This window comes from Pseudomonas sp. 5P_3.1_Bac2 (assembly GCF_025465995.1).
Lineage (GTDB): Bacteria > Pseudomonadota > Gammaproteobacteria > Pseudomonadales > Pseudomonadaceae > Aquipseudomonas.
Map to the genome: position 1 here is coordinate 706,803 of NZ_JANLNY010000006.1, position 13,427 is coordinate 720,229.

The window sequence follows — 13,427 nt, forward strand, 5'->3', positions numbered from 1 at the left end:
AGCCAGCATGCTACTGATTAGCCAAACCGTGCAGATTGCCGATGATGAACTGGAGTTGACCGCCATCCGTGCCCAGGGCGCGGGTGGGCAGAACGTCAATAAGGTCAGCAGTGCCGTGCACCTGCGTTTTGACAGCCAGGCGTCGTCGCTGCCGGATTTCTACAAGGAGCGCCTGCTCCTGCTGCGCGACAGCCGTATCACCGCTCAGGGGGTGGTGATTATCAAAGCCCAGCAATACCGCACCCAGGAGCAGAACCGCGCCGATGCCCTGGAACGTTTGGTCGAGCTGTTGCGCAGTGCGGTGAAAACCGAAAAAGCCCGGCGCCCGACCAAGCCCACCCTCGGCTCGAAAAAACGCCGCCTGGAAGGCAAGGCCAAGCGCAGCGGAATCAAGGCCGGGCGCGGCAAGGTGGAGTTCTAGCCGCTATTACTTGGGCTGTTTTAGCCCTTCAGCTTGGGCCGCCAGTTGATCGGTGCGCGCGGCCATAATCAGGTCATTGCGGTGCAGGCCACGCAGCTCGTGACTCCACCAGGTGACGGTGACTTTGCCCCATTCGGTGAGCAGCGCCGGGTGATGATTGACCTCTTCGGCAATGGCGCCCACGGCATTGGTAAAGGCCAGGGCATAGCGGAAGTTTTTAAAGGCAAACACCCGCTCCAGCTCCATATGGTCGCCGCGCACCTCGATATTCCAGTTGGGGATTTGCTGCATCAGCTCGGCCAGTTCGGCCTCAGAAATTTTCGGGGCATCGGCGCGGCAGGCTTCGCAGCGGTCTTGGGCAAGGCTCATAAAGGTGTCCTGTAGGTGATTGAGAGGGTGCTTAAGCCGCTTTGGGTGGAAATTTAGGGGCGTGCAGGCCCAGTTGCATGGCTTGCTCGACTAAGGCCAGTAAGTCTTGCTGGGCCAGCTCAAACAAGGTTTTCAGATTGGGCAGGACAAGGTACAGCGGCTGCAAGATGTCGATGCGGTAGGGCGTGCGCATCGCCTCTAAGGCATCGAAGGCCTGGAGCTGGGGCTCAGGCGACAGGCTGTAGAGCGTCTCCTTAGGCGAGGAGAGGATGCCGCCGCCGTAAATCCGCGTACCGGCATTGGTTTCAACCAGGCCGAACTCAATCGTCAGCCAGTACAGCCGCGCCAGCACCACCCGTTGCTGCGGGCTGGCTTTAAGGCCGAGCTTGCCATAGGTGTGGGTGAATTCAGCGAACCACGGGTTGGTCAGCAGCGGGCAGTGGCCAAAAACCTCGTGGAAGATATCCGGCTCTTGCAGGTAGTCCAGCTCTTCAGGGCGGCGGATAAAGGTGGCGACGGGGAACTGTTGGTTGGCCAGCAACTGGAAGAACGTCTCGAAGGGAATCAGCGCTGGCACCTGCGCCACGCTCCAGCCGGTGCTGGCGCGCAGCACGCGGTTGATCTCGGCCAACTGCGGGATGTGCGCGCTGGGTAGCTTGAGCTTGGCCAGGCCGTCTAAGTACTCATCACAGGCGCGGCCTTCGAGCAACTTAAGTTGCCGGCTGACCAGTTGTTGCCAGATCGCGTGTTCGGCCTCGGGGTAATGGATCACCCCATTGCTATCGGCTTGCCGCGCTTGGTAAGGGCTGTGGGCCATGACTGGCTCCTGCTTATTGTTATGGGCTCGACCTAAGGATTAACCCAAGGCAGGGCCCTTGCTAGCGCTGAGGGGCGGACAATAAGCACTGCGCAAGCCGCATTTTTGTAAATAAAACTTTACGAGTTGATCGGCGGTGCAGGGGGCTGCGGCTTTGTTCGGCTAATCTGGCAGGGAAATTTTACGAATAAATGGCCGCACTGCAGCGACCTGAGCCTCAATGCAAGGAGCGCCCCCATGCGCATCAAAGTCTTGTGCCAAAACCGTGTCGGCATCCTGCGCGACATCCTCAACCTGCTGGTGGACTACGGCGTCAACGTGGCCAGGGGCGAAGTCGGCGGCGAGCAGGGCAATGCCATCTATCTGCACTGCCCGAATCTGGTCAATTTGCAGCTGCAAGCGCTACAGCCCAAGTTTGCCGCCATCGCCGGGGTGTTTGCCCTGAAACGGGTGGGCCTGATGCCCAGCGAGCGCAAGCATTTGGAGCTGAACGCCTTGCTCAGCGGTCTGGACTTTCCGGTGCTGTCCATCGATATGGCCGGCAGCATTGTCGCCGCCAACCGCAGCGCTGCGCAGTTACTTGGGGTGCGCGTGGATGAGGTGCCGGGCATGGCGCTCAGTCGCTACGCCGAAGACTTCGATGTGCCGCAATTGCTGCGCGCGCACAAGGCGCGGATCAACGGGGTGCGGGTGAGCATCAAGGGTGAGGTGTTTCTGGCCGATATTGCGCCGCTACAAACCGCCCATGACGACAGCGATGCCTTGGCCGGGGCGGTGCTCAGCCTGCACAGCGTGGATCGTATCGGTGAGCGTATTTATCACGTGCGCAAACAAGAACTGCGCGGCTTCGACAGCATCTTCCAAAGCTCCCAGGGCATGGCCGCGGTGGTCAGCGAGGCGCGGCGCATGGCACCGCTGGATGCGCCGCTGCTGATCGAGGGTGAAACCGGCACCGGCAAGGAGCTGCTGGCCCGCGCCTGCCACCTGGCCAGCCCACGGGGGCAGTTGCCGTTTATGGCGCTTAATTGCGCCGGGCTGCCGGACTCTATGGCCGAGACCGAGCTGTTTGGCTACGGCAGCGGTGCCTTTGAAGGCGCCCGGCCAGAGGGCAAGCTCGGCCTGCTGGAACTGACTGCCGGGGGCACGCTGTTTCTCGATGGCGTCGAGGAAATGAGCCTGCGCCTGCAAGGCAAGCTGCTGCGCTTTTTGCAGGACGGCTGCTTTCGCCGTATCGGCAGTGATGAGGAGGTCTATCTGGATGTGCGGGTGATCTGCGCCACTCAGCTGGATCTGTCTGAGCAGTGTAACAAGGGCGAGTTCCGCCGCGATCTGTATCACCGTCTTAACGTGCTGAGCCTGCATATTCCGCCGCTGCGCGAATGTCTCGACGGCCTGGCGCCGCTGGTGCAGCACTTTGTCGACCAGGCCAGCCGGCAGATCGGCTGCGCACTGCCTAAGTTGCAACCACAGGTGCTGGACAAGCTCAGCCACTACCACTGGCCGGGCAATATTCGGCAACTGGAAAACGTGCTGTTTCAGGCGGTGTCGCTGTGCAGCGATGAGCTGATCAAGCTGCAGCAGATTCGCCTGCCCGATTACGGCGCCGCGCAGCCTTTGGGGGAATTTGGCTTGGAGGGCGACTTGGAAGCGATAGTCGGGCGCTTCGAGAAAGCGGTGTTGCAGCGCTTGCTGGAACAGCACCCGAGCAGTCGCCTGCTGGGCAAGCGGCTTGGCGTATCGCACACCACCATTGCCAATAAGTTGCGCCAACACGGGCTGAGCAAATCCTAGGCGCACTAGGAAGGCGCACTGGCGCACAAAATTGACGGCATAAACTTGGCACTTTGCCAGCCAAGTGCCGGGTGCTACTTAAGTTTTAAGTCTTGGAGCGATTATTGCTGAGCAGTGCCTATCGACCACGGGGGTGAACGATGGGCAGACTGCACAGCGACGAGATGTCTCTTTCCTCAGCGGAAAGGAGTTGGTTGCCGGTATTTGGACGCACCGGCAAATGGCGCATGGGCCTGGCCTGTGCGCTCAATCGCGGGCAGTACGGCGAGCTGGAGCAGGTGTTCGAGAGCATCGCGCAAACCCGCCTAAAACTGCTGCGCAGTTGGGCTAACGCGCATTGGGAGCATCTGCATGACCTGGCCGAGCAAATCGTCAGCCATTGGCCCCATGTAGACAGCCAACTGCTCAGCGACAAGCGCCGCCAGTGGGGCGATCCCAGTGAGCTGCTGGTGGTGGGCGGCGATGGTGCCTTGCTTGGCAGCAGTTGGCTGGTCGCGAGTTCGCGGCATATTGAGCCCAGAGCCTTAGCCTGCGGGCTGCAAGCGCCGTTTCTGCATGGTCCGTATAGCGATCCGCATACCTTGACGTTAGGGCCGACTCGCTCGGCCTTCCACGACGCCGTGACGCTGATGTTCTATCAGCCGCTGGTGCTTAACGGCAAGGCCGTGGGCTGCCTGTGTGCGCGGGTGCCGAATGATGTGCTGGGGGATTTGATTCAGCGCGAGGCCGGGCACATCTACCCGGAGTCCGGCGACAATTACCTGTTTATGGTCGAGTCGCGCTTTGAGCCGCGCATCCGCGAGGGCACGGCGCTGTCGCGCTCACGCTTTGAAGACGCCACCTTTAGCCATGGCGAAAACCTCAAGCAAGGGGTGAATACCGCCTATGGCACCGTGCAGGTCAGCCAGCACACTGAGTTGGAGCTGCGCTTTACCGATCCGGCCACCGGCCAGCTGCACCCCGGCGTGCGCGAGACCATTCGTAAGGGCCAGAACCTGTTTGTCACCTATCCCGGCTATTCGGATTACCGGCATATCCCGGTGATTGGCAAGGGCCTGACCTTCCAGCTGCCTGGCTCGCCGGACCGCTGGGGGATGATGTGCGAGGCGGACTTAGAGGAGGTTTATCGCTTTCGCTCGTTGGGCTTCAACCTGATGCGCAATTACAGCCTGAGCCTGCTGGCGCTGTTCGCCAGCCTCACGGCGCTGCGCAACCTCAGCGATTGGTCGGGCAGTACCCTGGATGCGTTGGCGCTGCTGGTGATGTTTGCCACGGCTTGGTGGTTTGGCCGCAGCGCCGTGCAGCCTTTGTCGCGGCAAATGGCGAGCATGACCCAGATGATCCGCACCTTGGCCGAAGGCGAGGGCAACCTGCGGCAGCGCCTCGATACTCAGCAAGCGAGGCCCGATGAAACCGGCGATATGAGTCGCTGGATCAACAGTTTTATCGACAACCTCGACGGGGTGGTCGGTGAGGTGATTCAGGTGGCCAAGACCGTGCGGCATAGCAACGACGGCATGCTCAGTAGCGCCAGCCAGGCCGGCGAGCGTTCCGGCCATGTGGTGGCGGCGATCCACGAGATGCTTGAGCTGGTGCGCGTGCAGCTGGAGCAGATCCAGCAAGCCTCGCAGGTCGGCGAGCAAATGAAGCGCAGCCTCGATCAGGTGATTGCCCAAGCCCGTCAGCAGTTTGAGGCGGCGCAGGTCGGCACGCGGGAAATTCGCGATGTGGTGGCCACTTCCGCAGGCCATGTGGAGGCGCTGGATGAACGCATGAACGCGATCAACCAGATCGTGGTGATGATCAGCGAGATCACCGGACAGACCAATCTGCTCGCGCTTAACGCGGCGATTGAGGCGGCCCGCGCCGGTGAGCATGGCCGCGGCTTTGCGGTGGTCGCTGATGAGGTGCGCACCCTGGCCCAGCGCACGGCCAGGGCGGCAGGGGAGATCCAGCAGATGGTTGAGGGCGTACAGGGCAAAACCCGTGAAGCCGTCGCCTATATGCAAGGCGGTGTGCGCAATGTCGATGCCACTCTGCGCCGCACCGAAGCAGGGGATAACGGTAATCAGCAACTGTACGCGGCGGTGGAGCAGATGTTCAGCATCATCCAGCACCTCGATCAGCGCAGTCAGAGCTACGGCAGCAATGTGCGCGAAGTGGCGGCGGCAGTTGGTGCCATGGGCGCCACTTTGGGCGATCTTGAAGCCCGCGCCCAAGGCGTGCGGCACACCTCGGCCAAGCTCGACCGCTTGGTTGGCCAGTTCCGCGTCAGCGCCGTACAAACCGCCTAAGGCCGGCATAGGGGCGGCGCCGGCCAGAGCGGGCTGGCGCTGTTATGTGATTAGGCCGTGGTTGTCAGGCAACGCCTCTACCCAGGCCCAAGCCTTCTCGTTAGAGTTGATCGGGTTTATTGCCTCGATTAACTGCACTAAGGAAGGTTATGCCCACACTTAATCGAACGGACGCCCAGCGCCGTGCCGACGAAATCAGCATCTTTAATCGCGAGTTGGCGCGCCTGGAAGAAGCTCGAGTGTTGCAGCTCAGTACAGAGCAGCGCGGTAGCATCCACCAGTACCAGCAGCAACTGCTCGACGGTTTTCTCAGCGCCTTTGATATCGACTACAACCGCCAGACACAGCAGCTTTCCATCGGCATGCGCGTGGCCTCGTTGATTGGCGCGTTGGCGATGGCGGCCAGTTTGTTTTTCCTCTTCTATCAGTTTTGGGATCAGCTCAGCACCACGCTGCAGGTGACCGTGCTGGCCGGCTCTAGTCTGGCCACCTGCGCGCTGACCTTCTTTTTACAGCGCCGGGATCGCAGCGGTTACTTCAGCAAGCTGGCGGCTTTGGTGGCCTTTACCAGTTTGCTGCTGAACGTGCTGTTGCTGGCCGATATGTTCAATCTCCAGCCTTCGGGCAAGGCTTTTGCCCCTTGGTCGCTGTATGGCTTGCTGCTGGCCTATGCCTGTAACTCGCGTTTGCTGTTGGTCTTGGGCCTGGGGTGTGGCGCAGTGTTTGTGGCTTCGTGGCTGGGCAGTCTGGGCGGCGCGAGCTGGGACGCCTTTGTGGAGCGCCCGGAAACCTTCCTGCTGCCCTGTGTGGTGATTTTCTTGTTGTCGCTGCGCAACCGTCAGCTGCGCTTTGATGGTTTTAACCAGATCTATCGCTTAGTCGGCACGGTGGGGGTGTTGCTCTGTCTGCTGGGCTTAGGCTATTGGGGCGAGGCAAGTTACCTGAGCTTTAGCACCAGCCGCATCGAGGGCTTCTACCAATTGCTCGGCTTTGTTGTCGCCAGCGGCCTGCTGGTGCTGGGCACGCGTTGTAATTGGCCAGAGGTGCTCAACAGCACCTTAGCGTTTTTTATCCTGTTTATGGGCTTGAAGATGTTTGACTGGTTCTGGGAGGTGCTGCCGGACTACCTGTTCTTCTTGCTCCTGGGCTTGCTGGCCATCGCGGCCTTGCTGCTGCTGCGGCGCATGCGCCGCGTGCAAGCCTGGCGGCAAGGTGAGGTACGGCCATGAGTGGGCGGCGCCGTTATCTATTACTGAGTATTAGCCTGATTGTCGCGCTCAATGCCTGGTTGTTGGGTTCGGTGTGGTGGAATCGGCAAGAGCCGGTTGATAGCCAATTGCAGCTGTCGCAACGCGAGTTGCCCCAATACCGCTCCAGCTATAGCGCGGGTTTGCGTCTCAAGCGCGAGCTGCATATCAGCTATCGCTGGCCGGATCAGCAAGCAGAGAATCTGAGCGTTGAGCAAATGAGCCAGCTCGGTTTTGACCTGCAGCGCTGCGAGCGCCAGCGTTACAGTTGGCAGCCGTCCCGCGAGGCGTTCATGGTGCTGGAGCTCAATGGCCCGGCCTATCAGCAAGAGTTGGCCAGGGCCAAGCAGCGGCTGGAGAATGCCCGGGCGGCGCTGCGTCGACAACCGGCGCGCAAGGCCCGGCAGCAAGTGCTGCAGTCGGCCGAGAAGGATTACCAGCGAACGGAGCAGGTGCTTAGCCGCTTGCTGGTGGTGGCGGTGGGTGTGGATGCGCAGCAATTACGCCAGCAGTATGGGCAGCGCACGATGTACGCGATCGTTCCGGCTGTCGTTGAAGCGCGTCTGGACTATTCCGCCGCGGACCATCAAGCGCAGTGCACAGGTTACGCGCGCATGGCCAATACCCAGCTCAGCGTGCCTTTAGCGCTGCGCCAACCTGGGTTGGCCAGCGCGACGGCGCAGGACTTGAACTTTACCGCCCAAGTGGCTTTTGGCCGCACGCTAGAGCCCTGGCTGCAGACCGTGCAGGTTCAGCCCTAGGCGTTAAGGCGAAGGCAGTTAGTGCTTAGGTCGTAAGACCATTGTGCAATGGAGATGGCACGCTTGTTCGAGGACACTGAACACGTTTAAGTCCTGCGTTATGTAGTTTCGAGCGTTCTCCATTCCTACCCCGGAATGATTTGTTGGCGGCCTTGGTGGCCGCCTTTTTTTTGCCTGCGTGAGGCGCTAAGACCATGGTTGTAACGTGCTAAGACCATGGTCGAATGGTCGACGGGTAGGGCGGTAGCGGCAGAATGGGGCATAAAACAACAACTACCCACCGAGGTATATTTGATGAGTGCTGCGTCCTTGTATCCCGTGCGCCCAGAGGTGGCCGCCCAGTCCCTGACTGATGAAGCCACCTACAAAGCCATGTACCAGCAGTCGGTGATCAATCCAGACGGTTTTTGGCGTGAGCAGGCCAAGCGCATCGACTGGATCAAACCCTTCACTAAGGTCAAACAGACCTCGTTCGACGATCACCACGTGGATATCAAGTGGTTCGCCGATGGCACCTTGAACGTTTCCTACAACTGCCTTGACCGCCACTTGGCTGAGCGTGGCGATCAGGTGGCGATTATCTGGGAAGGTGACGATCCTTCCGAGCACAAAGAAATCACCTACCGCGAACTGCACGAACAGGTCTGCAAGTTCGCCAACGCCCTGCGCGGTCAAGACGTACACCGTGGCGATGTAGTGACCATCTATATGCCGATGATCCCCGAAGCCGTGGTGGCCATGTTGGCCTGTACCCGCATCGGCGCGATCCACTCCGTGGTGTTTGGCGGCTTCTCGCCTGAAGCCCTGGCCGGGCGCATCATCGATTGCAAATCCAAGGTGGTGATCACCGCTGACGAAGGCCTGCGCGGCGGCAAGAAAACCCCGCTCAAAGCCAACGTCGACGATGCCCTGACCAACCCGGAAACCAGCAGCATTCAGAAAGTCATCGTGTGCAAGCGCACCGGCAGCCCGATCAAGTGGAATCAGCACCGCGACATCTGGTTTGAAGACTTAATGGCCGTGGCTTCCAGCCACTGCGCACCGAAAGAAATGGGCGCTGAAGAAGCCCTGTTTATCCTTTACACCTCCGGCTCCACCGGCAAACCTAAAGGCGTGCAGCACACCACTGGCGGCTATCTGGTGTACGCCGCGCTGACCCACGAGCGGGTGTTTGATTACCGTCCCGGCGATGTGTACTGGTGCACCGCCGACGTTGGCTGGGTGACCGGCCACAGCTATATCGTCTATGGCCCGCTGGCCAATGGCGCCACGACTTTGCTGTTTGAAGGCGTGCCGAACTATCCGGACATCACCCGCGTGTCGAAGATTATCGACAAGCACAAAGTGAATATCCTCTACACCGCCCCCACTGCCATTCGCGCCATGATGGCCGAAGGCACCGCAGCAGTGGCTGGCGCCGATGGTTCGAGCCTGCGTCTGTTGGGTTCGGTGGGTGAACCAATCAACCCTGAGGCTTGGAGCTGGTATCACAAAACAGTCGGCAAAGAGCGTTGCCCGATTGTCGATACTTGGTGGCAAACCGAGACTGGCGGCATCCTCATTAGCCCGCTGCCAGGCGCCACGGCACTTAAACCAGGCTCGGCCACTCGACCTTTCTTCGGCGTGCAGCCTGCACTGGTGGACAACCTGGGCAATATTCTCGACGGCGCAACCGAAGGCAACCTGGTGATTGTTGACTCCTGGCCGGGGCAGGCGCGCACCCTGTACGGCGATCACGACCGTTATGTCGATACCTACTTCAAGACCTTCCGCGGCATGTACTTCACTGGCGATGGCGCCCGTCGTGACGAGGACGGCTATTACTGGATCACCGGCCGCGTCGATGACGTGCTGAACGTCTCTGGGCACCGCATGGGCACTGCCGAGATCGAAAGCGCCATGGTTGCCCACCCGAAAGTCGCTGAAGCAGCCGTGGTCGGTATGCCGCACGACATCAAGGGCCAGGGCATTTATGTGTATGTCACCTTGAATGGCGGCATCGAGCCCAGTGAGCAGTTGCGTCAGGAGCTGAAAAACTGGGTGCGTAAAGAGATCGGCCCGATTGCCTCGCCGGATGTAATCCAGTGGGCGCCGGGCTTGCCGAAGACCCGTTCGGGCAAGATCATGCGCCGCATCCTGCGCAAGATCGCTACGGCTGAGTACGACACCTTGGGCGATATCTCCACCCTGGCCGATCCGGGTGTGGTGCAGCAATTGATCGATACCCATCAGCAAATGCAGGTCGCTTAACCGGCGCCAGCCAACGCCCTGTCCGCTCATTAGGCGGGCAGGGCGTTGGCATATGTAATGAGCCTTGCTGACGCTTTATCAGCCGCTGGCGCAGACAGTCTTTGCGCCAGCGGCTCCCACGTTTTTTAATCTCTGTCAATATTCCTGCCTGGGCAATCAGGTTCTTATGTAATTTGTTGTCGCATTGGAGAAATATCGACTGGCCTGCTGTCGATAGAATGCCGCACTTTCGGCTAGCGCCTGCGCAGCATGGCGGCGCCTTACTACACTTACTGCAAAGCGTCTGCCCCAGAGCAGGCTTGCAGCAGTGGCCAGCCTACCTATTACAAGGACTTGCACATGAACAAGATTGCCCTGCTCGGCGCACTAGCGCTGTCTCTGCTGGCGCCAGTGGTCTCGGCGGACGAGGCCAAGCCCCTGCGCATTGGTATTGAAGCGGCCTACCCACCGTTTGCCTTCAAAACCCCTAGCGGTGAGATCAGTGGTTTCGACTACGACATCGGCACCGCTCTGTGCGAAGAGATGCAGGTTAAGTGCAAGTGGATCGAACAGGAGTTCGACGGCCTGATCCCCGCGCTTAAAGTGCGCAAGTTCGATGCAGTGCTGTCGTCCATGTCGATCACTGAAGATCGTAAGCGCTCGGTGGACTTCACCGGCAAGTACTACGCCACTCCCGCCAAGCTGGCGATGAAGCAGGGCGCAGTAATCAACGACGTGAAAACCGACCTCAAAGGCAAAAAGATCGGCGTACAACGCTCCTCGGTCTACGACCGCTATGCCACCGAAGTGCTGGCTAAAGATGGCGCCGAGATCGTCCGTTACACCTCGCAGAACGAAGTCTTCCTCGACCTGACCGCTGGTCGCCTGGATGCCACCCTGGCCGACTCGGTCAACATCGACGATGGCTTCCTGAAAACCGACGCGGGCAAGGGCTACGCCTTTGTCGGGCCGAACTTCACCGACGTGAAGTATTTCGGTGAAGGCCAAGGCATTGCCGTGCGTAAGGGCGACAAGGCGTTGGCTGACAAGATCAGCGCAGCTATCCTCGCTATTCGCGCCAATGGCAAGTACAAAGCCATCCAGGACAAGTACTTCCAGTTCGACGTATACGGCAACTAAGCCCGTATAGCCGAGCGCACCCTTTCCTAGTGGCGTAAACCTGCGTGAGTGGGTTTACGCCCTATTTTATTTGGCTTCCCAATGCGGCTTGGCGCGGGGATGAGGACAGCAAGACATGCTTGACGGCTACGGCTCGACGATTATCGAGGGCGCCTGGCTTACCCTGACACTGGCGCTGACCAGTATGGCCGTGGCCACCGTGCTCGGCTTGCTCGGTGCGGCGGCGCGGCTGTCGCCTGTGCGGCCAGTGGCGCTGCTGGGGGAGGTGTATTCCACGGTGGTGCGCGGTATCCCTGATTTGGTGTTGATTCTGCTGATCTTTTACGGCGGTCAGGATCTAGTTAACCGCGTCGCTCCGTTGCTTGGCTATGAGGACTACATCGACCTCAATCCTTTCGTTGCTGGCGTCTTCACCATGGGCTTTATCTTTGGTGCCTACCTGTGTGAAACCTTCCGTGGCGCCTTTATGGCCATCCCGGCAGGGCAAGCTGAGGCGGGCGCTGCTTACGGCATGAGTCGTGGCCAGGTGCTGCGGCGTATTCTGCTGCCACAGATGATTCGCTTCGCCATCCCCGGGTTTACCAATAACTGGCTGGTATTGGCCAAGGCCACGGCCCTGATCTCGGTCGTGGGCCTGCAAGACATGATGTTCAAGGCGAAGAGCGCCGCCGATGCGACCCATCAGCCGTTCACCTTTTATTTGGCGGTGGCGGCGTTGTACCTGCTGATCACCAGTATTTCGCTGTTGCTACTGCGCTTTCTCGAACAGCGCTACTCAGTCGGCACCAAAGCCGTTGAGCTGTAAGGGGAGGCGGGGATGATTTTCGATTACAACGTGGTCTGGGAAAACCTACCGCTGTACTTAGGCGGGGTGCTCGTGACCCTGAAGCTGCTGCTGATTTCCCTGGCTTGCGGCTTAGCGGTGGCGATTCCGCTAGGCCTGATGCGGGTCTCGAAAACGCGCTGGATCAACGGCCTGGCTTGGTTGTACACCTACGTGATTCGCGGCACGCCGATGCTGGTGCAGCTGTTTTTGATCTATTACGGTCTAGCCCAGTTCGCCTGGGTGCGTGACAGCTTTATGTGGCCGTATTTCTCCAGCGCTACCTTCTGCGCCTGTCTGGCCTTTGCCATCAACACCAGTGCCTACAGTGCCGAAATCCTTGCCGGCAGCTTAAAAGCCACGCCCCATGGCGAAATCGAGGCGGCCAAGGCCATGGGCATGTCACGCCTGCAGCTGTATCGACGCATCCTGCTGCCTTCGGCGCTGCGCCGGGCGCTGCCGCAGTACAGCAACGAAGTGATCATGATGCTGCATACCACGAGCCTGGCGTCGATCGTGACCCTGATCGACATCACTGGCGCGGCGCGCACGGTCAATTCCCAGTATTACTTGCCGTTTGAGGCCTATATCACCGCAGGGCTGTTCTATCTGGCGCTGACCTTTATTCTGGTGCGCCTGTTTAAGCTCGCCGAACACCGCTGGTTGGCCTACATGGCCCCGCGTAAAGGTTAAGGCGCCTGCATCTGCACCAGGCCGAACTGATTAAAGATTGAAGATTAAAGAGAGCCCCTCCATGTACAAGCTTGAAGTGCGCGATCTGCATAAGCGTTATGGCAGCCATGAAGTGCTTAAAGGCGTATCACTTGAGGCCAAAGCGGGCGACGTGATTAGCATCATCGGCTCCAGCGGCTCGGGTAAAAGCACCTTTTTGCGTTGCATCAACCTGCTTGAGCAGCCCCACGCCGGCAAAATTTTGCTGAACAACGAAGAGTTAAAGCTGGTTGCCGGCAAAGATGGCGCCTTGCACGCCGCTGATGCCAAGCAATTGCAGCGTATGCGCTCGCGTCTGTGCATGGTGTTCCAGCACTTCAACCTGTGGTCGCATATGACGGTGCTGGAAAACGTCATGGAAGCGCCGGTACAGGTGCTGGGCAAAAGTAAGCGGGAGGCCCAAGAGCGCGCCGAGGATTACCTGAACAAAGTCGGTGTGGCCCACCGCAAAGATGCGTACCCGGCGCATATGAGCGGTGGTGAGCAGCAGCGTGTGGCCATTGCCCGTGCTTTGGCCATGGAGCCTGAGGTGATGTTGTTCGACGAACCTACCTCGGCGCTGGACCCAGAGCTGGTCGGCGAAGTCCTGAAGGTCATGCAGGACTTGGCCCATGAAGGCCGCACCATGGTGGTGGTGACCCATGAGATGGGCTTCGCCCGGGAAGTCTCCAACCAGTTGGTGTTTCTGCATAAAGGCGTGGTTGAGGAGCGTGGCTGCCCGCGCGAGGTTTTGGCCAATCCGCAATGCGACCGGCTCAAGCAGTTCCTCGCTGGTAGTCTTAAATAACTGCCTTTGCGACTAT

At 59.7% G+C, this 13,427-nt stretch carries 12 protein-coding genes; 10 read left to right on the forward strand and 2 right to left on the reverse strand.

Going from position 1 to position 13,427, the window contains the following annotated elements; translation table 11 throughout:
* Positions 1–7 precede the first annotated feature (7 nt).
* The gene (gene arfB / locus NTD81_RS07605) at positions 8–421 is read left to right on the forward strand and encodes an alternative ribosome rescue aminoacyl-tRNA hydrolase ArfB (protein WP_262181160.1); all 414 of its coding nucleotides are present in this window, start codon (positions 8–10) and stop codon (positions 419–421) included.
* Between the two features lie 6 nt (positions 422–427).
* On the opposite strand, the gene NTD81_RS07610 is transcribed toward arfB, so the two are convergent.
* On the reverse strand, positions 428–790 hold the full coding sequence (locus NTD81_RS07610) for a 4a-hydroxytetrahydrobiopterin dehydratase (protein ID WP_262181161.1): 363 nt from the start codon (positions 788–790) through the stop codon (positions 428–430).
* A 31-nt stretch (positions 791–821) separates the two neighbouring features.
* Positions 822–1,607, reverse strand: a complete 786-nt coding sequence (gene phhA / locus NTD81_RS07615) for a phenylalanine 4-monooxygenase (RefSeq protein WP_262181164.1) — start codon at positions 1,605–1,607, stop codon at positions 822–824.
* A gap of 237 nt (positions 1,608–1,844) precedes the next feature.
* Here phhA and NTD81_RS07620 point away from each other — a divergent pair, with 237 nt between their 5' ends.
* The 9 genes from NTD81_RS07620 (at position 1,845) to NTD81_RS07660 (ending at position 13,411) form a co-directional block, all read left to right on the forward strand.
* Positions 1,845–3,398 carry a sigma-54-dependent transcriptional regulator gene (locus NTD81_RS07620; protein WP_262181167.1) on the forward strand — a complete coding sequence of 518 codons (1,554 nt, stop codon included), beginning with the start codon at positions 1,845–1,847 and terminating at the stop codon, positions 3,396–3,398.
* Between the two features lie 140 nt (positions 3,399–3,538).
* Positions 3,539–5,692 (forward strand): methyl-accepting chemotaxis protein, encoded by a 2,154-nt coding sequence (locus NTD81_RS07625; protein WP_262181169.1) that lies wholly within the window; start codon positions 3,539–3,541, stop codon positions 5,690–5,692.
* A 149-nt stretch (positions 5,693–5,841) separates the two neighbouring features.
* Positions 5,842–6,921 (forward strand): DUF2157 domain-containing protein, encoded by a 1,080-nt coding sequence (locus NTD81_RS07630; RefSeq protein WP_262181172.1) that lies wholly within the window; start codon positions 5,842–5,844, stop codon positions 6,919–6,921.
* The gene (locus NTD81_RS07635; RefSeq protein WP_262181174.1) at positions 6,918–7,700 is read left to right on the forward strand and encodes a DUF4824 family protein; all 783 of its coding nucleotides are present in this window, start codon (positions 6,918–6,920) and stop codon (positions 7,698–7,700) included. The genes NTD81_RS07630 and NTD81_RS07635 overlap by 4 nt, the downstream gene beginning before the upstream one ends.
* Positions 7,701–7,994: 294 nt before the next feature.
* Positions 7,995–9,950: an acetate--CoA ligase gene (gene acs / locus NTD81_RS07640; protein ID WP_262181177.1), complete on the forward strand. Its 1,956-nt coding sequence runs from the start codon at positions 7,995–7,997 to the stop codon at positions 9,948–9,950.
* Positions 9,951–10,289: 339 nt separating this feature from the next.
* Entirely contained in the window at positions 10,290–11,069 is a 780-nt protein-coding gene (locus tag NTD81_RS07645; protein ID WP_262181180.1) for an ABC transporter substrate-binding protein, read from the forward strand.
* Positions 11,070–11,184: 115 nt separating this feature from the next.
* Positions 11,185–11,874, forward strand: a complete 690-nt coding sequence (locus NTD81_RS07650; protein ID WP_262181183.1) for an ABC transporter permease — start codon at positions 11,185–11,187, stop codon at positions 11,872–11,874.
* A gap of 12 nt (positions 11,875–11,886) precedes the next feature.
* Positions 11,887–12,585: an ABC transporter permease gene (locus NTD81_RS07655; RefSeq protein ID WP_262181185.1), complete on the forward strand. Its 699-nt coding sequence runs from the start codon at positions 11,887–11,889 to the stop codon at positions 12,583–12,585.
* Positions 12,586–12,646: 61 nt separating this feature from the next.
* Complete coding sequence (locus NTD81_RS07660) at positions 12,647–13,411, forward strand: ABC transporter ATP-binding protein (RefSeq protein ID WP_262181188.1); 765 nt, start codon at positions 12,647–12,649, stop codon at positions 13,409–13,411.
* The last annotated feature ends 16 nt before the right edge of the window (positions 13,412–13,427 follow it).

Coding starts and splice junctions, on each gene's coding strand:
- NTD81_RS07630 (WP_262181172.1), top strand. CDS start 5,842: ATGCCCACACTTAATCGAACGGACGCCCAGCGCCGTGCCGACGAAATC.
- NTD81_RS07620 (WP_262181167.1), top strand. CDS start 1,845: ATGCGCATCAAAGTCTTGTGCCAAAACCGTGTCGGCATCCTGCGCGAC.
- phhA (WP_262181164.1), bottom strand. CDS start 1,607: ATGGCCCACAGCCCTTACCAAGCGCGGCAAGCCGATAGCAATGGGGTG.
- NTD81_RS07610 (WP_262181161.1), bottom strand. CDS start 790: ATGAGCCTTGCCCAAGACCGCTGCGAAGCCTGCCGCGCCGATGCCCCG.
- NTD81_RS07660 (WP_262181188.1), top strand. CDS start 12,647: ATGTACAAGCTTGAAGTGCGCGATCTGCATAAGCGTTATGGCAGCCAT.
- NTD81_RS07645 (WP_262181180.1), top strand. CDS start 10,290: ATGAACAAGATTGCCCTGCTCGGCGCACTAGCGCTGTCTCTGCTGGCG.
- NTD81_RS07655 (WP_262181185.1), top strand. CDS start 11,887: ATGATTTTCGATTACAACGTGGTCTGGGAAAACCTACCGCTGTACTTA.
- NTD81_RS07635 (WP_262181174.1), top strand. CDS start 6,918: ATGAGTGGGCGGCGCCGTTATCTATTACTGAGTATTAGCCTGATTGTC.
- arfB (WP_262181160.1), top strand. CDS start 8: ATGCTACTGATTAGCCAAACCGTGCAGATTGCCGATGATGAACTGGAG.
- NTD81_RS07625 (WP_262181169.1), top strand. CDS start 3,539: ATGGGCAGACTGCACAGCGACGAGATGTCTCTTTCCTCAGCGGAAAGG.
- NTD81_RS07650 (WP_262181183.1), top strand. CDS start 11,185: ATGCTTGACGGCTACGGCTCGACGATTATCGAGGGCGCCTGGCTTACC.
- acs (WP_262181177.1), top strand. CDS start 7,995: ATGAGTGCTGCGTCCTTGTATCCCGTGCGCCCAGAGGTGGCCGCCCAG.